This is a genomic window from uncultured Neisseria sp. (assembly GCF_951230505.1).
In the GTDB taxonomy this organism is placed as follows: domain Bacteria; phylum Pseudomonadota; class Gammaproteobacteria; order Burkholderiales; family Neisseriaceae; genus Neisseria.
In genome coordinates, this window is sequence record NZ_CATNVN010000023.1 from 1 (window position 1) to 17138 (window position 17138).

The following is a 17138-nucleotide window of genomic DNA, read 5'->3' on the forward strand; positions in this document are numbered from 1 at the left end:
CGACCACCGAGATCTACACTCTTTCCCTACACGACGCTCTTCCGATCTCTTTCGGCGACTTGGCGGTTTATTTTGGCGATTTTGCAGTTTTCCAGCTTGTTTTGGCGGTTTTGCTCTTCGATTTTTTTATTGCGCTCTTCGATTTGTTTGTTTTGTTCCGCAACCTGTTCGTTGGGCTGCTCGGTAACCGGTTCAGATGCTGCAACAGCAGGCGCAACGGCAGGTTTGACGTTGTGCGTGCGGATGTTGACCACACCGGAACGCTTCGGTTGCAGGCGGTTTGGCGTATCGGAATAGCTGTTGCCCGATGCGCCTTTCCAAGTGTAAACCTCGGCCGCGCCGGTCAGGGCGGCGGAAGAGAGAAGGGCTGCTATCAGACAGGTTTTGAGTACGGAAGATTTCATGGGTTTCCCTTATGTAAATGATGTTCTCATGCGGCTTATTTTACTTGAAACTGCAATGCGTTGGCATATTTTTGTACGACAAATCAAATCATGTAAAAAAATAACGTTAAAACGTGTATTGCCAATGTTAGCATCAAGCCGGTGTGATATAATGCCGTGCATCTTGCACAAACTGAAAGACCGAGCATCATGCGTATTGTAGAAAAAGCCTATACTTTCGACGACGTTTTGTTGGTTCCAGCGCACTCAAACGTGCTGCCTCGAGATGTCAAACTCCAAACCAAACTCACCCGCGATATCACGCTCAACCTCCCTCTACTTTCTGCTGCAATGGATACCGTTACCGAAGCGCGTCTGGCCATTTCTATGGCTCAAGAAGGCGGCATCGGCATTATCCATAAAAACATGACGCCGGAGTTGCAAGCGCGTGCCGTTTCCAAAGTGAAGCGCCATGAGAGCGGCGTGGTGAAAGATCCCGTTACCGTTGCGCCGACCGCATTGATCCGCGAGGTCTTGGAAATGCGCGCACAACGCAAACGCAAAATGTCCGGTCTGCCTGTTGTGGAAAACGGCAAAGTGGTCGGTATCGTGACCAACCGCGACCTGCGTTTTGAAAACCGTGTCGATCTGCCGGTTTCTGCCATCATGACCCCCCGCGACCGTTTGGTTACCGTACCTGAAGGCACCAGCATCGATGAAGCCCGCGAAATCATGCATGCGCACAAAGTGGAGCGCGTTTTGGTGTTGAACGACCAAGACGAACTCAAAGGTCTGATTACAGTTAAAGATATTCTGAAAACAACCGAATTCCCTAATGCCAACAAAGATGCCGAAGGCCGTCTGCGCGTTGGTGCCGCGGTGGGTACCGGCGGCGATACCGAAGAGCGAGTCAAAGCATTGGTAGAAGCAGGCGTGGACGTGATTGTGGTCGATACTGCCCACGGTCATAGCCAAGGCGTTATCGATCGCGTGCGCTGGGTCAAAGAAACTTATCCGCACATCCAAGTCATCGGCGGCAACATCGCTACTGCCAAAGCTGCTTTGGATTTGGTGGCCGCAGGTGCGGATGCCGTTAAAGTCGGTATCGGCCCGGGCTCGATTTGTACGACCCGTATCGTAGCAGGCGTAGGCGTGCCTCAACTGACTGCGATTCACAATGTTTCCGAAGCCCTGAAAGGTACAGGCGTTCCCCTGATTGCCGACGGCGGTATCCGCTTCTCCGGCGATATTGCCAAAGCTCTGGCAGCAGGTGCATACAGCGTCATGCTCGGCGGTATGTTTGCCGGTACGGAAGAAGCACCGGGCGAAATCGAACTCTACCAAGGCCGCTCTTACAAGTCTTACCGCGGCATGGGTTCGTTGGGTGCGATGAGCCAAGGCTCTGCCGACCGCTACTTCCAAGACAAAACCGACAGCACAGACAAATATGTTCCTGAAGGTATCGAAGGCCGCGTTCCTTACAAAGGCCCGATTGTGAACATCATCCACCAGCTGACTGGCGGCCTGCGCTCCAGCATGGGTTATTTGGGTTGCGCCAATATTGCTGAAATGCACGAGAAAGCAGAATTTGTGGAAATCACTTCTGCCGGTATGAGCGAATCTCACGTTCACGACGTACAAATCACTAAAGAAGCGCCTAACTACCATCGTTAAACCAGTATAAAAAGGTCGTCTGAAAATATTTCAGACGGCCTTTCTGTTTTTATAAGGTTTTAAAAATGAAGAGAATATTACTTGCCGCTGTTTGGTCTGGTGTTTCAGGTTAGGTATTTGCAGAACTTGCCGGATAAATTGGGAAGACAAACGCTTCACGCGCTGAAATGACATGTATCAACTAGTACGTTTTGAACTGAGCGATTAAACCGAGTTTCAGATGGCCTTTTAAAAATCGTATTACAATAAGCTAAAATTAAAAACACATTCCATTATGTCCAAAAAAATCCTGATTATTACCCCAAGCTGGATTGGCGACTGTGTCATGACCCAACCGCTTTATCGTCGTTTGCATGAGCTGCATCCCGGCTGCACCATTGATGCTTTTGCACCCAAATGGTCGATGGCCGTATTTGAGCGTATGCCTGAAATTAGCCGTGTGATGGAAAACCCGTTTGGACATGGTGCGTTGGAATTGAAAAAACGCTGGCATATCGGTCGCGAATTGGGAAAAGAAGGCTATGATCAAGTGATTGTTTTGCCCGGTTCGCTCAAATCCGCCATTATTGCCTTGGCTACGGGTATTAAGCAGCGTACGGGCTACGTCGGCGAGTCGCGCTATTTTTTGTTGAACGATATCCGCAAGTTGGATAAGGCCGCGTTGCCCTTGATGGTCGACCGCTATACTGCGCTGGCGCATCCGACCCAAGCAGATTTTAACGGGCATTCCGATAATCCGTGTTTTAAGATTGATCCCGAAAGCCGTCAAGCTGCTTTGGAAAAACATGGTTTGACGACGGATAAACCGATTTTGGCATTTTGTCCTGGTGCGGAATATGGCCCGGCCAAGCGTTGGCCTGCGCGTCATTTTGCCGAACTCGGCCGCCGATATTTGACTGAAAGTTGGCAGGTTTGGCTGTTTGGTTCACAAAAAGATTTTGATATTGCAGATGAAATCAACCGACTTTCAGACGGCCTGTGTACCAATCTTTGCGGCAAAACCAATCTTCCTGAAGCCATTGATCTGTTGTCTTGCGCCGATACGGTCGTGTGCAACGACAGCGGTCTGATGCACCTTGCGGCTGCGCTTGATCGGAAATTGGTTGCGGTTTATGGCTCATCCAGCCCTGACCATACGCCGCCTCTAAGCCAAAAGGCAAAAATCGTCAGCTTGAATTTGGATTGTTCGCCTTGTTTCAAACGCGAATGTCCGTTAGGGCATACGGATTGTTTGAACAAGCTGACGCCGGATAGGGTGCAAAAAGCTGCGGAAGAGCTGGCTCGTTCGGCGTAATCTAATATAAAGGTTAGATGGAAGGCAGCAAAGGGCAGATTTGAGTCTGCCTTTTGATTTTTCGTTTCTTTTATTTTTTAACAAAAGGCCGTCTGAAAATCATATTTCAGACGGCCTTTTTTGGTTTGAAATCAATACATCTGATTATTTTTTATGCAGATTATAAACGTATTCCACTTCTTCGCGGCTGCCCATGAATACGGCAACACGTTGGTGCAGGCCGGTAGGTTGGATGTCGAGCATGGCTTCGATGGCGTCGTTTGATGCGCCGCCGGCTTGTTCCATAATCAGGCTCATCGGGTTGGCTTCGTACATCAGGCGCAGTTTGCCCGGTTTGGATGGGTCGCGTTTATCTTGCGGATACATGAATACACCGCCACGCATCAGGATGCGGTGGATTTCGGCAACCATGCTGGCTACCCAGCGCATATTGTAGTTTTTGCCGCGTACGCCGGTTTCACCTGCCAGCAATTCGTCAATGTATTGTTGAACAGGGGCGAACCAATGTCTTTGGTTGGACATATTGATGGCAAATTCTTTAGTAGACTCAGGAACGCGCGGATTTTCTTTGGTCAGCAGGAATTGGTTGGCATCATCCAGAGTGAAGACAAATACGCCATGACCGACAGTCAGTACCAGTTGAGTTTGCGGACCGTATAAAACATAACCTGCGGCCACTTGGTCGCGGCCTTTTTGCAGGAAGGAATCGGTAGTCAATGCGCCTTCAGGTTTCGCCAAAATGGAGAAGATGGTGCCGACGGAGATGTTGACGTCGATATTGGAAGAGCCGTCCAGCGGATCAAACAATACCAAATAGCCGCCGTTTTCGTGTGTGGCGACATAGGTGTCTTCTTCTTCGCTGGCAAGACCTGCGATGTTGGCATTGGCTTTTAAAACATCAATCATGATGTTGTTGGCGATGACGTCAAGTTTCTTTTGGTCTTCGCCTTGGATGTTGCCGGTACCTGCCATGCCCAAAACGCCGGAAAGCGCGCCGAGGCGGACTTTGGCGTTGATGTCCAAACAGGCTGCGGCCACGGATTCCAATACGCTGGCCAGCTCTTGCGGTAGTTTGTGTTCGGGCAGGTGGTGGGCTAAGAATTGGTTCAATGTCTTCATGGTTTCACTCTTTTCCTAAGTTTGAATCGAATATTTTTCAATTTCAGGCCGTCTGAAAACGGCGTGTTCATTTGGTTTTGCTGTCAGCCATGCCTAAAACTTCTTTAGTACAGGCGATGCTGGTTTCTTTGATGCGTTTTTTCAGCTCGTCGCTCATGGAGTCGCTGCCGCCCAAAAGCGATGTCGCTTCTTCAGGATTGATTTGGTCGACTGTTTTTTCGCCGATACAGCGGCAGATTTTTTCAGTGGTCGCAGAATCAAACGGGCTTTTTCCTGCGGCTTTTTCTACGCAGGCTTCGGTTGCCGAGAGGACAAATTCGGTGCGGAAACTTTGGGTAAATTCTTCTTTAAATTCGTTTTTTGCTGATTCGCTGCACGCGCAGAGCAGGAGTGTGCAGGCTAGGGGTGTGCGTATATTCATGAGTGGACGGCCGTTAATTGTTATGTTGTGAATTGTAGTGGAAAAAGGCTTAAGTATAAAGGGTTAAGGCCGTCTGAGCAGGTCTGGCAGAAAAATTGAAGCTCTTGGATATGCATTTAGACGGCAGCGTTTATTTCGTTTTGCTTTCTAATACATAATGCGCGCCGGCATCTTGCGCCAAAATTTTGGAAAGTTCGGGCAGATTGTTTTGCAGTTGTTCGGCAAGCATATAGGGCGGGTTGATGACGAACATGCCGCTGCCGTGCATACCGAAGCCGTTGCTGCTCGGCGTATGGACATGAAGCTCGGCATGCAGATAATTGTCGGGAACGATTTTTTTGAGTTCGTCCGGCAGTTTGCGGCTTTCTTCGCGGCTCAGGCAAGGATACCAAACCATGTAGCAGCCGGTTTCAAAGCGTTTCAAGGCATCTTTCAAGACTTGGACGACGCGGCGGTAGTCTTGTTTTTCTTCGTAGGGCGGGTCAATCAAGACGGCGGCTCGGCGGGGCGGAGGAGGTAGCAGTGAAATCAAACCTTGATAACCGTCCGCTTGGCTGATTTGTACTTTGCGCGGCGGACGGACTTCGCGCATATTGTTTTGCAAATGGACAAAATCGGCAGGATGCAGCTCAAAGAGGCGCATTTTATCGCTGTCGCGCGTGAGCGCCTGTGCCAGCCAAGGCGAGCCGCAGTAAAGGTTGCCTTGCGGCAATATTTGTTTCAGACGGCCTACAAATTCGGCCAATTCGGCAGGCAGCTTGTCAGCTTGTTCCAAGAGCGCAATGCCTTGTTTGTATTCGCCGACTTTTTGCGCTTCATCGCCGCTCAAATCATATAAACCGGCACCGCTATGCGTATCGATATACCAATAGGGCTTGTCTTTGCGGTTGAAATATTCAAGGACGAGGAAGAGGGTAAAGTGCTTGAGCATATCGGCATGGTTGCCGGCATGGAAGGCGTGGCGGTAGCTGAGCATGATCGGGCTGCGGAAATAAAAATCCGATTATACCCCAAACCATCGCCATCACCGCTTTCAGACGGTCTTTGTGCCTGGAAAATGCTACAATATCCGCCTTATCGTACCATCGGAAAGAAGACATCATGTTTACAGGCATCGTACAAGGCATGGGCAAAATTACAGACATCGCCCAACCTTCGCCCGACTTTCGTACCCACACTGTCGAGCTGCCCCCCGAAATCGCCGACAATCTGCAAACCGGCGCCTCTGTCGCCAACAACGGCTGCTGCCTGACCATTACCCGAATCGACGGCAACAAAGTCAGCTTTGATTTGATGGACGAAACCTTACGCAAAACCAATCTCGGCAGCTTGAAAGTCGGCGACAGTGTCAATTTGGAACGCGCGGCGCGGTTTGGCGATGAAATCGGCGGCCATGTGATGAGCGGCCATGTGATGGCGGTTACCCGAATTTCCCGTATCGAATCCAGCGAGTTCAACCGCACCGTTTGGTTTGAGCTGCCGGAAAACCTCAAGCCCTACATCCTGACCAAAGGCTTTGTTGGTTTGGACGGTTGCAGCCTGACGATAGGCGAAGTCAGCGACAGCGAATTTTGCGTACACCTGATTCCGGAGACTTTGGAGCGCACCCTGTTTGGCAGCCGCAAAGAAGGCGACCTCATCAATATTGAAATCGATCCGCAAACCCAAGCCGTTGTTGATACCGTGATGCGTGTATTGGCACAAAAGGCCGTCTGAAAAAAAGAAAGCCGAAATGAAATTATCCAATTTTTTGAAAAAAGCGAATTCCGTTTTAAACCGTCTGGATTTAATCCTGCCTGACGAAACCGGTAAAACCGACTGGCGCGCTTTGGCCTACCGTTGGCACAGCGTGGGCAAAAAAGGTATTTTGGAAAGCCTGCCGCGTCCGCATACGTTTCCTTTGAGCAGATTGGCGGCAGTCGGTTCGCAAACCGACAGGCTGAAACGCAATACCGAGCAATTTTTGGCAGGTCGCCCAGCAAATAATGTCTTGATGACCGGCGCACGCGGTACAGGTAAATCCTCCTTGGTTAAAGCGCTGTTGCACGAATATGCAGATCGCGGCCTGCGACTGATTGAGGTGGATAAAAGCGATTTGATCAGTTTGCCGGCTTTGTTGACGCTGTTGTCCGAGCGCCCTGAGAAGTTTATCGTTTTCTGCGATGATTTGTCGTTTGAAACCGGCGATGAAACCTATAAAGCCTTGAAAACTGCTTTAGACGGCGGACTGTCGCAACGTTGCACCAATGTTTTGGTTTATGCCACTTCCAACCGTCGTCATTTAATTCCCGAATACATGGATGAAAACGGCGGTACGACGGGCACTCGCGGCGAAATTCATCAGAAAGAGGCTGTTGAGGAGAAAATTTCCCTTTCCGATCGCTTCGGCTTATGGCTGAGTTTTTATCCTTTCGACCAAAACGATTATTTGACCGCCGTGGCGAACTGGTTGGACGATTTCAATGTGCCTTTTGACGATACGGCGCGCCAAGCCGCGTTGCAATGGGCGCAAATGCGCGGCAGCCGTTCGGGCCGTTCTGCATGGCAGTTTGCCTGCGACTGGGCGGGTCGGTTGCCGGAAGAAAGAGTGCTGGATTAAGGCTGAAAAAGTAAAGGCCGTCTGAATATGGTTTCAGACGGCCTTTTTGTTGTATTTTTATTTATCCATCAGCGCAAGCATGAAGACAACCATTGCTGGCGCTGGCGCGGATTGAGCAGATGATAGAGGCGGTATTGGATTTCCATTTCATCCACCGCATAGTCCATGCTGGAGAGGTAGCGACTTTCAACATAATCGCGGGCGGCGTTTGAGTCGAATGAGTCGCCGGAGAGGATTTTGATGATGGTTTGACGGCGGTTGCGGTCGGAGCGTACGGTTTTACGGTAGGCTTTATCGTTGATTTGTTTGAAGTCGGTACGCAGGCGGCGCAGGGCGGCGTGTTGGTCGGCGGATAAATTAAGCTGTCGGATGTCGCAATTCGGGTGGAAGTCGTCCAAAGTGGCCAGAAACGGACCGGCATGTGCAGGCAGACTGGAACAGAGTAGGGCGAGTGCTAAGAAAATAAAAGTCGGATAGCGGGAAAGTGCAACAGACACGGTGTTTTCCTAATGTTTCATCAGGTTTGGAAATATAACCGATAAGCGTGTGAAAGGCAGTATCAATGCAGTTAACTTTTGTTAATGATGTTAGATTTTTTTGAATGTGTATGTAATCTAATAATTTATTTTCAAAGCCTTACTATGTGATTATAAGTTTCATTAATGTATATGAAATGTAAATTCATAAAAATGACGGCAGAGACGTTGTCGGCGGCATACAACATAGGGTTAAAAATGCGATAATGACAAAGGAACACACTTTAGGAGAATAAACATGACCGACTACCGTATTGCCCCCAGTATTTTGTCTGCCGATTTTGCCCGTTTGGGCGAAGAGGTTGCCGAAGTTATCCGCGCCGGTGCGGATTTGATTCATTTTGACGTGATGGACAATCATTATGTGCCGAATCTGACTTTCGGCCCTATGGTTTGTGCGGCTTTGAAACCGTATGCAACCGTGCCGGTCGATGTGCATTTGATGGTTGAGCCGGTGGACGATTTGATTCATGCGTTTGCCAAAGCCGGTGCCAATATCATTACTTTCCATCCCGAAGCCAGCCGCCATGTCGACCGCAGCTTGGGTTTGATTAAAGAATACGGCTGTCAGGCAGGTTTGGTATTGAATCCTGTTACGCCGGTCAATATTCTGGAAAACGTTTTGGACAAACTGGATATGGTTTTGCTGATGTCGGTCAACCCAGGCTTTGGCGGACAAAGCTTTATCCCGAATACGCTGGTGAAAATCCGCAAAGTGCGCGAGATGTTGGACGAGTATGAACGGCAAAGCGGCCGCCATATCGCATTGGAAGTCGATGGCGGCGTGAAGACAGACAATATTGCTGAAATTGCGGCGGCTGGTGCGGATACGTTTGTCGCCGGTTCGGCGATTTTTGGCAAACCGGATTACAAAGCCGTTATCGATGAAATGCGTCAACAGTTGGCGCAAGTCGGATAACTAAGCCGGGATATTCTTGGTTTCCAAACTTTAAATAATCAATGTTTAATATAAAAGGCCGTCTGAAATGATTTTCAGACGGCCTTTTGTTTTAGCCTAAACCCTTACAGCGGCCATTTCAATGCAGGATTGCTTTCAATGACTGCTTTGAATTGGTTTTGAATGCGCTCAATCGCTTCTTGCGTATCCGCTTCAAAACGCAATACCAAAATCGGCGTGGTATTGGAAGCACGCATCAGGCCGAAGCCGTCAGGGAATTCAACGCGCAATCCGTCGATGGTGATGATTTCGGTTGCACCTTCAAACTTGGCATTGGCAGCCAGCTCTTCAATCACTTTGTGGCCGTTGCTGCCTTCCGGCAGGTCGATGTTGAGTTCCGGAGTGGAAATGCTTTGCGGCAGCTTGTTCAACACTTCGGACGGATTGTCGAAGGCAGACAGAATTTCCAAGAGGCGTGCGCCGGCATACATACCGTCGTCGAAGCCGAACCAGCGTTCTTTAAAGAAAACGTGGCCGCTCATTTCGCCGGCAACCAGTGCGCCGGTTTTTTTCATGGTAGACTTGATGAAGCTATGGCCGGTTTTTTCCATCACAGGTTCGCCGCCGTGTTCTTTAATCCAAGGTGCGAGCAGGCGGGTGGATTTGACGTCGAAAATCACTTTGGCTTTAGGATTGCGGCTCAACACGTCTTGTGCAAAAAGCATCAGTTGGCGGTCTGGATAGATGATGTTGCCGTCTTTGGTGACCACGCCCAAGCGGTCGGCATCGCCGTCAAATGCCAAGCCGATTTCGGCATCGCCGTTTTTGAGCTCGACAATGAGGTCTTGCAGGTTTTTCGGTTTGGAAGGATCAGGGTGGTGATTAGGGAAGTTACCGTCCACTTCACAGAAAAGTTCGGTCACTTCGTTGCCCAAGCCTTTGTAGAGTTTGCCCGCGAATGCACCGCCGACACCATTGCCCGCGTCGATGACGATTTTCATCGGGCGTTTGAGCTTGATGTGGCCGACGATGTTGTTGTGGTATTCGCCGGAGATGTCTTTTTCGGTTACGCTGCCTTGTTTATCGGCGGCAACAAAACCGTCTTTTTCAACAATAGCTAAAAGTTCTTGAATGGCTTCGCCTGCGAGCGTGTCGCCGCCGAGCATCATTTTGAAACCGTTGTAATCGGGCGGATTGTGGCTGCCGGTAATCATTACGCCACTGCCGCCGCATTCGTTGATGGCTGCGAAGTAGAGCATAGGGGTGGCAACCATGCCGACGTTGAGGACGTCAATGCCGCTGTCTGTAAAACCGCGTTGAATTTGTGCCATCAGGCCGGGACCGCTCAAACGGCCGTCGCGGCCGAGTGCGATGCGGGCAATGCCTTTTTCGGAGGCTTTGGTGGCAATGGCTTTGCCAATTAAGTATGCAGCTTCGTCGGTCAGGGTTTTACCGACGATGCCCCGGATGTCGTAGGCTTTGAAAATGTCGCGGGCGATATTTGCCATGTGGATTTCCTTTGAATTTAAGGGAAAATAATAGGCGTTATTTTAACACGGCTAAAAGGCCGTCTGAAGAATTCAGACGGCCTTTTATCGTTACATCAAAGAACAGTGTTGTTTGGACGAATCAATTGTTGAAAGTGTTGCACTGGTTGATGTCGCCGCTTTCCAAACCGCGCTTGAGCCAAGTCATGCGTTCTTCGGACGAGCCATGAGTAAAGCTGTCGGGAACGACATAGCCCTGAGCCTGTTTCTGCAAGCGGTCGTCGCCGACGGATTCGGCGGCAAGCATCGCTTTTTGAATGTCTTCTGTTTTGAAGATATTGTTGTTGATGGCGTAGTGTCCCCAAATGCCGGCGAAACAGTCGGCCTGCAATTCGAGTTTGACGGAAAGGGCATTGGCCTCTTTTTTGCCGACTTGTTGTTGCATTTTGTGGACTTTAGGCAGAATGCCGAGCAGGTTTTGAACGTGATGGCCGACTTCATGGGCAATAACGTAGGCAAACGCGGCATCGCTGGCGGATTTGAGCTTAGTGCGCATGTCTTCGTAGAAGCTCAAATCCAAATAAACTTTTTGGTCGCCCGGGCAGTAAAACGGGCCCATGGCAGATTGACCCGTACCACAGGCGGTGGATGTACCGCCTTCATACAATACCATGGTTGTCGGCGTGTAGCGTTGGCCGTGCTGTTGGAAATATTTGCTCCATGCTTTTTCCGTATCGGCAAGGACGACGCGGGACAGTTCGTTCAACTCGGCTTCTTGTTGGCTGTCGAGTCGGGTAGCTTGCTGGGTAGGAATGCCCATCGAAGATGAGCCGCCAACCAAACCGCTCAAATCCACGCCGTAATATGCGCCGACCAAAACCACGATAATGCCGAGTATGCCCGGTGTTTTGCCGCCACCACCGCCACGGCTTCCGCGGCGATCTTCGACGTTTTGGCTTTGTTCACGACCTTTCCAATCCATAATGCGTATCCTGTGTAGTTTTCATGCGGCGGATTATACTATGGAATGTCAAATGTGTTTGATCGAGTTGTGAATATTGCTTGAGGCCGTCTGAAAATGCGACATCTGGAAAGTGAAAACGGCAGTATCTTTCAGACGGCCTTGGGGTTTGTTAGAATGAACAAACCTACTATTGGGAGATATAAGATGAAAGTCAGCAGTAAAGCTATTGTCAACGGCGAATTTGAAGACAAATACGGCAAGCGCGGCAGCCAGTTCAGCCCGAGCGGTATGCCTTCTTATTCGATTCCTTTTGAGATCAAAGATGCACCTGAAGGAACAAAATCGTTTGCTGTGGTGTTGGAAGACAAAGATGCCATTTCGGCATCGGGTTTCGTATGGACGCATTGGTTGATTTCGGATTTGAAACGTACTTCCGTGGCAGAAAATGAAAGTATTTCTGCAACAGATTTCACACAGGGTGCGAACACTTGGGCAAGCGCGTTGGGTAAATTTGAAATCGAAGAGGCTTCTTTTTACGGCGGTATGGCGCCACCGAACAACCGCCATCGTTATGAATTGATTGTGTACGCGCTGGATACCGTTTTGGATTTGCCGCGGGGTTTCCGCTTTAATGAGCTGCATTTTGCCATGCAGGGTCATGTGTTGGATTCTGCATGCGTGGTCGGTACTTATGATGTGTGACGGTATGCGTCATTATTGAAAACAGCCTGTCCGGTTTTAATTCGGACAGGCTGTTTTTATGGGAAATCAAATCAATTAAACCACTTCGGCTTTAGTGATGATGACAGGCTCGCTCGGTACATCGTCGTGGTAGCCGTGACGCTTGGTAGAAACGCCTTCGATGGCATCGACAACGTCAAAACCGTCAACGACTTTACCGAATACGGCATAGCCCCAGTCTTGGACGACGGTTTTGCCGTACAACTCTTTAGAACGGAAGTTCAGGAAAGCGTTGTCGGCAGTGTTGATGAAGAATTGCGCGCTGGCAGAGTGAGGATCGGAAGTACGCGCCATGGCGATGGTGTATTTTTCGTTAGGCAAACCATTGGACGCTTCGTTTTGAATCGGATCGCGGGTTTCTTTTTCGTTCATGTTTTCATCCATGCCGCCGCCTTGAATCATAAAGCCTTTGATGACGCGGTGGAAGATTACGCCGTCGTAGAAGCCGTCTTTAACGTATTGCTCGAAGTTTTTAGCAGTAACGGGGGCTTTGTCGAAATCGAGTTCGATTTTGATGTCGCCTTTGTTGGTGTGCAGGATAATCATGGGTTTCCTTTCGTTAGAATCCGGTTTTAATCGTTCGTTAAATTGTGTCTGAACGACAAACTTCAAGGCCGTCTGAAAAATATTCTTTCAGACGGCCTTGTTGTTTAGGTCGATGGTTTACATCAGTACAGCATAAGCCCACAGAGCAACCAATACCACGCAGAGGATGTTCAGCAATAAGCCGACATTCATCATCTCGCGTTGCTTAATCAAGCCTGTACCGAACACAATCGCGTTAGGCGGTGTGGCAACCGGCAGCATGAAGGCACAAGATGCGCCGACACCGATGACGAATACCAAGACTTGTTCCGGCAGGCCCATTTGCGCGGCAATGCTGGCGAAAATAGGCACAAGCAGAGCGGCGGAAGCCGTGTTACTGGTGAACTCGGTCAGGAAGATGATGAAGGTGGCAACCACGAAAATCACCAGCAATGCAGGAGAATGGGAGAATGTGGAAGCAACTTGCTGACCCAGTGCTTCAGATGCACCGGAAGATTGCAGCAACGCGCTCAAGCTGATACCACCACCGAAGAGCATCAATACACCCCAGTCGGTATTACGGGCAACTTCTTTCCATTGCGCCACGCCGAATACGACGACGGCAACGGCGGCAATCAGGGCAATAACGGTATCGGGGTTGGAAATGCCGAATGCGGCTTTGATTTTGGAGCTGAATACCCAAGCAACGGCAGCCGCCAAGAAAATCAACAGCGCAATAACGCGGTGCAAAGTCCAAGGGATAGATTCGGCTTTAACTTCCACGCGCTCGTTCAAATTAGGTTTGAGGATGACGTACATGGAGAACAGCATCAGCGGCAGAATCAACAGCATCATCGGCAGGCCGAGCTTCATCCAGCCGACGAAGTCCAAGTTCAGCGCTTTGGCGGCAATCATGTTCGGCGGAGAACCGACCACGGTACCCAAGCCGCCGATACTGGCGCAGTAGGCGATACCGAGCAGGACGAAAACATAGGTTTTGCGTTCTTTTTCTTGATCGAGGTGGCTCATCATACCCATGGCCAAAGGCAGCATCATTGCGGCAGTCGCAGTGTTACTGATCCACATAGACAGGAAGGCGGTAACGGCAAACAGCATCAACACGGCAACTTTCATATTTCCGCGGGAGAGGCGCAACAGGCTGACGGCGATTTTACGGTCGAGACGTTGCATGTGCAGTGCGGTAGCAAGTGCGAAGCCGCCGAAGAAGATGTAAATCGTCGGATCGGCAAAGCCCGCCATCGCTTTTTTGATGTCCATGTCGGGGAAGCCGAGTACGACGGCGAGAATCGGCACCATCAATGCGGTTACCGTAATGTGTACGGCTTCGGTAAACCAAAGTGCCGCAACAAAAATCAACAGCGCGATGCCTTTGTTGGCATCAGGGCTATAAGGAAGGATGTAATAAATGCCGAAGCAGACAACAGCAGAGATAATGGTCGTCAGCAGTCCTTTAAAGTCGGTAATCGGCTTCTGTGCACTGAGAAGCTCGACGTTCTCAGGATGCTGAGTCTTATCCTTGGCGTTTAAGTCCATGATGTATTCCTCTGAAACATGATTGGTTTTTCTTTTCAGCCGAACGTTCAGACGGCCTAATAGGTGACAGTATATTTGTAATTTGATGTAGTGTAAACAAATTGTAAATTATTTTTTAAAAATGAAATGAAAACCGGATAAGCAGCAAGAAAACTGCTTATCCGGCGGAATGAAGATCCATCGTGGGTTAATAAGCATCAGGACAAATCGGTAAAACTGCCAAAATTACGGCCGAGTCAGTAATACCATCCTGATTTATATGGATTTAAACGTTTTGCGTCAGATTGTCTTGTTCCTTAAACAACAAACCGCAAACGGCCAGACCTGCCGCTGCCAGCAAGGCTCCGGCAATGCCGATATTGGAAAGACCGAACCAAGTGGTCACGTAATGCCCCAAAAGCGCACCGCCGCCGATACCGACATTGTACAAACCTGAATAAATCGAGTTGGCTACATCTGTCGCATCGGAAGCAAACGTCAATACTTTGGAGACCATGCCCAAGCTGACGATGACGATGGCCACGCCCCAAATAAACACCAGCGCATATACCGCATACGGGAAAGAGGCAAGCGGCAGAAGCAGCAGGGCGGAGAGCAGGATGACCGCCACTGCGCCGAGCATAAACAAACGTTGCGCTTTGGCAAACCATTTGCCGAACAGATAAGATGCGGCAAATCCTGCCAAACCGTACAGGCTCAAGACTATTGTTACTTGTTCGGCTTTAAAGTGGCCGATTTGCAAAACGAAAGGCTCGATATAGCTGTATGCCGTGAAGTGTGCCGTAATAATCAACACCGTCATTGCATAAAGCAACATCAGGTTGCGGCGTTTGAACAAACTCGGCAGGCTGCTTAAAGAGCCGGTATTTTGGCTGGGTAAAGCAGGCAGGTTTTTAGCCAACACCAGCATTACGCCGGCAGCACAGACGCCGATCAGCAGGAAGCTGAGCTGCCAGCCGAAGTATTGCCCGACCACGCGTCCGAGCGGAATGCCCAAAACCATCGCTAAAACCGTACCCGTACTGAGCAGGCCCAAAGCCTGATTGGTTTTGCCGGCGGGGGCAAGCCGTACCGCCAAAGAAGCCGTAATCGACCAAAAGACCGCGTGTGTCAGCGCAATCCCGATACGGCTGACCAAGAGGATGTTGAAGTTCCAAGAAAAGAACGACAGCGCGTGAAACAGCGCAAACAGTGCAAACAGCATCAGCAATAATTTGCGCCGTTCGATGTTTTTCGTCATCAGCATCAGCGGCAGCGATAGGAGCGCAACAATCCACGCATACACCGTAATCATCATGCCCACTTCCGTTGCCGCTTTGCCAAAGCTCTGACCGATGTCGCTCAAAAGCGCAATCGGAATGTATTCGGTGGTATTGAAAATAAACGCCCCCACCGCCAGCGCGCATACGCTAACCCATTGTTTGAATGTTGAAGTCATTATTATGTCCGTTTGATGAAGCAAAAGGCGTTATTGTACGCCTATCTGCATTTTTCAGACGGACTTAATGAAGAATTTGCAAGCCGTTGGCGTAAGGAGTAAAGTGTTTGGCAATTATCTTTGTCTGAACGAAAGGAAATACAAATGCAAACAGTTACCCTCAACATCGACGGCATGACCTGCGGCGGCTGCGTGAAAAGCGTAACCCGTCTTTTGGAAGGCGTAGAAGGCGTGGAAAAAGCAGAAGTCAGCTTGGAAAACAAAAATGCAGTGATTACTTTTGATGAAAGCAAGACAGATGCCGACGCGCTGATTGATGCCGTAGAAGACGGCGGCTACGATGTTGCTTTGTAACCGATAAGCGTATTTTTGAATAAAGGCCGTCTGAAACGCTTCAGACGGCCTTTGTCTCTTGATAACTTACTTTTTGCCATTATTTGGATTACACCGCCACACGGGTAAACAAAAGTTTTCGCGCATATCTGAAGCAAAGCGGCGGCAAGTGGCTGCCGTATTACGACGAGGCCTGTACCAAACCGTTAGCGGCCGACTAAGGCTACCTGAAACTTTTCAGGTAGCCTGTTTCTATTCTGCCCAAGCCGCCTAACTCTCCTCCAGCCCGGCCAAAATCGAACAATCCGGGAAGTCGTCTCCCGCGCAGGCATCGTGCCAACGTTGCAGCTCGGCCACCATGCCCTGCAAGCGTTCGATTTTGGCTTCCAGCTCGGCGATGTGCCGCGCGGTGAGCGTTTTCACTTCGCGGCTGGTGCGCTGCGGGTTGTGTTGCAGGCTCAAAAGCTGCCCGATCTGCGGCAGCGAAAAGCCCACTTCCCGCGCATGGCGGATAAAGCGCAGCCGGACAAGGTCGGCCTGTCCGTAGCGGCGGTAGCCCGCTTCGCTGCGCGCGGCCGGGGCGATTAGGCCGTGCTTTTCGTAGTCGCGGATTTGTTTGGCGGAAAGGCCGCTCTCGGCCGCGGCCTGGCTGATGTTCATCATGATGCTTGACCTTTACTTCGGGTAAAGCTTTATAGTGGCGGCACTTAGCGGGAAAGCAAGAGCAGACCCATCATTTCAGGTTACCTGAAAGCTTTGGCTGCAACGGGCTTTAAAACCTCAGCCTCATTCCAACAGAAAGGAAACCCTATGCAAACCATCACATTAAACATCGAAGGCATGACCTGCGGCGGTTGCGTGAAAAGCGTTACCAGCATCCTCGAAGGCGTAAACGGCGTGGACAAGGCCGAAGTGAGCCTGGAAAACAAGAACGCCGTCGTGGAATTCGACCCCGCCCAAACCAACCCCGCCGCGCTGATAGAAGCGGTGGAAGACGGCGGCTTTGATGCGGCTTTGTAAATCGAATCGCAACAAATCGACTGCAACACCCCAAAGGCTACCTGAAAACCCTGCTCCGCTTTTTTCAGGTAGCCCAACCACATTCAGAAGGAAGAAACCATGCAACAAAAAGTCCGTTTCCAAATCGAAGGCATGACCTGTCAGGCCTGCGC

At 50.0% G+C, this 17138-nt stretch carries 18 protein-coding genes; 8 read left to right on the forward strand and 10 right to left on the reverse strand.

Annotation, left to right across the window (positions count from 1 at the left end; all coding sequences use genetic code 11):
• Positions 1 to 593 precede the first annotated feature (593 nt).
• Together guaB and waaF are read left to right on the forward strand one after the other, a co-directional pair.
• On the forward strand, positions 594 to 2057 hold the full coding sequence (gene guaB, locus Q1M25_RS02815) for an IMP dehydrogenase (RefSeq protein WP_003678893.1): 1464 nt from the start codon (positions 594 to 596) through the stop codon (positions 2055 to 2057).
• 274 nt (positions 2058 to 2331) lie between these two features.
• Positions 2332 to 3351 (forward strand): lipopolysaccharide heptosyltransferase II, encoded by a 1020-nt coding sequence (gene waaF, locus Q1M25_RS02820; RefSeq protein ID WP_300481555.1) that lies wholly within the window; start codon positions 2332 to 2334, stop codon positions 3349 to 3351.
• Between the two features lie 144 nt (positions 3352 to 3495).
• On the opposite strand, the gene Q1M25_RS02825 is transcribed toward waaF, so the two are convergent.
• From Q1M25_RS02825 to Q1M25_RS02835, 3 genes are all read right to left on the reverse strand, one after another.
• Entirely contained in the window at positions 3496 to 4470 is a 975-nt protein-coding gene (locus tag Q1M25_RS02825; protein WP_300481558.1) for a class 1 fructose-bisphosphatase, read from the reverse strand.
• 67 nt (positions 4471 to 4537) lie between these two features.
• On the reverse strand, positions 4538 to 4891 hold the full coding sequence (locus tag Q1M25_RS02830) for a hypothetical protein (RefSeq protein WP_300481560.1): 354 nt from the start codon (positions 4889 to 4891) through the stop codon (positions 4538 to 4540).
• Positions 4892 to 5021: 130 nt separating this feature from the next.
• On the reverse strand, positions 5022 to 5867 hold the full coding sequence (locus Q1M25_RS02835; RefSeq protein WP_300481562.1) for a 23S rRNA (adenine(2030)-N(6))-methyltransferase RlmJ: 846 nt from the start codon (positions 5865 to 5867) through the stop codon (positions 5022 to 5024).
• A 125-nt stretch (positions 5868 to 5992) separates the two neighbouring features.
• Here Q1M25_RS02835 and Q1M25_RS02840 point away from each other — a divergent pair, with 125 nt between their 5' ends.
• Complete coding sequence (locus Q1M25_RS02840; RefSeq protein WP_003683409.1) at positions 5993 to 6607, forward strand: riboflavin synthase; 615 nt, start codon at positions 5993 to 5995, stop codon at positions 6605 to 6607.
• 16 nt (positions 6608 to 6623) lie between these two features.
• Positions 6624 to 7490 (forward strand): ATP-binding protein, encoded by an 867-nt coding sequence (locus Q1M25_RS02845; RefSeq protein ID WP_150537467.1) that lies wholly within the window; start codon positions 6624 to 6626, stop codon positions 7488 to 7490.
• 68 nt (positions 7491 to 7558) lie between these two features.
• On the opposite strand, the gene Q1M25_RS02850 is transcribed toward Q1M25_RS02845, so the two are convergent.
• Positions 7559 to 7987: a Spy/CpxP family protein refolding chaperone gene (locus Q1M25_RS02850; RefSeq protein ID WP_070837665.1), complete on the reverse strand. Its 429-nt coding sequence runs from the start codon at positions 7985 to 7987 to the stop codon at positions 7559 to 7561.
• A 277-nt stretch (positions 7988 to 8264) separates the two neighbouring features.
• On the opposite strand from Q1M25_RS02850, the gene rpe reads away from it, so the two are divergent.
• Complete coding sequence (gene rpe / locus Q1M25_RS02855; RefSeq protein WP_300481571.1) at positions 8265 to 8945, forward strand: ribulose-phosphate 3-epimerase; 681 nt, start codon at positions 8265 to 8267, stop codon at positions 8943 to 8945.
• A 104-nt stretch (positions 8946 to 9049) separates the two neighbouring features.
• Here the strand turns inward: rpe and Q1M25_RS02860 are convergent, their stop codons facing one another.
• Together Q1M25_RS02860 and Q1M25_RS02865 are read right to left on the reverse strand one after the other, a co-directional pair.
• Positions 9050 to 10432, reverse strand: coding sequence for a phosphomannomutase/phosphoglucomutase (locus tag Q1M25_RS02860; protein WP_300481574.1), 1383 nt, complete (start codon positions 10430 to 10432; stop codon positions 9050 to 9052).
• Between the two features lie 121 nt (positions 10433 to 10553).
• Positions 10554 to 11393: a neutral zinc metallopeptidase gene (locus tag Q1M25_RS02865; RefSeq protein WP_300481577.1), complete on the reverse strand. Its 840-nt coding sequence runs from the start codon at positions 11391 to 11393 to the stop codon at positions 10554 to 10556.
• Between the two features lie 186 nt (positions 11394 to 11579).
• Between Q1M25_RS02865 and Q1M25_RS02870 the strand changes: the two genes are divergently transcribed.
• Positions 11580 to 12077 (forward strand): YbhB/YbcL family Raf kinase inhibitor-like protein, encoded by a 498-nt coding sequence (locus Q1M25_RS02870; protein ID WP_039862157.1) that lies wholly within the window; start codon positions 11580 to 11582, stop codon positions 12075 to 12077.
• 75 nt (positions 12078 to 12152) lie between these two features.
• Here Q1M25_RS02870 and Q1M25_RS02875 read toward each other — a convergent pair whose 3' ends face one another.
• The 3 genes from Q1M25_RS02875 to Q1M25_RS02885 form a co-directional block, all read right to left on the reverse strand.
• Complete coding sequence (locus Q1M25_RS02875; RefSeq protein WP_004519830.1) at positions 12153 to 12662, reverse strand: peptidylprolyl isomerase; 510 nt, start codon at positions 12660 to 12662, stop codon at positions 12153 to 12155.
• Between the two features lie 117 nt (positions 12663 to 12779).
• Positions 12780 to 14195, reverse strand: a complete 1416-nt coding sequence (locus Q1M25_RS02880; RefSeq protein WP_300481584.1) for a DASS family sodium-coupled anion symporter — start codon at positions 14193 to 14195, stop codon at positions 12780 to 12782.
• Positions 14196 to 14460: 265 nt separating this feature from the next.
• On the reverse strand, positions 14461 to 15633 hold the full coding sequence (locus Q1M25_RS02885) for a sugar transporter (RefSeq protein WP_300481587.1): 1173 nt from the start codon (positions 15631 to 15633) through the stop codon (positions 14461 to 14463).
• Between the two features lie 144 nt (positions 15634 to 15777).
• Between Q1M25_RS02885 and Q1M25_RS02890 the strand changes: the two genes are divergently transcribed.
• Complete coding sequence (locus Q1M25_RS02890; protein WP_049344680.1) at positions 15778 to 15987, forward strand: heavy-metal-associated domain-containing protein; 210 nt, start codon at positions 15778 to 15780, stop codon at positions 15985 to 15987.
• Between the two features lie 249 nt (positions 15988 to 16236).
• Here Q1M25_RS02890 and cueR read toward each other — a convergent pair whose 3' ends face one another.
• Entirely contained in the window at positions 16237 to 16629 is a 393-nt protein-coding gene (gene cueR / locus Q1M25_RS02895; protein WP_004519824.1) for a Cu(I)-responsive transcriptional regulator, read from the reverse strand.
• Positions 16630 to 16776: 147 nt separating this feature from the next.
• Between cueR and Q1M25_RS02900 the strand changes: the two genes are divergently transcribed.
• A complete protein-coding gene (locus tag Q1M25_RS02900) occupies positions 16777 to 16986 on the forward strand; it encodes a heavy-metal-associated domain-containing protein (protein ID WP_003674677.1) in 210 nt (69 codons plus the stop codon).
• Positions 16987 to 17138 lie beyond the last annotated feature (152 nt).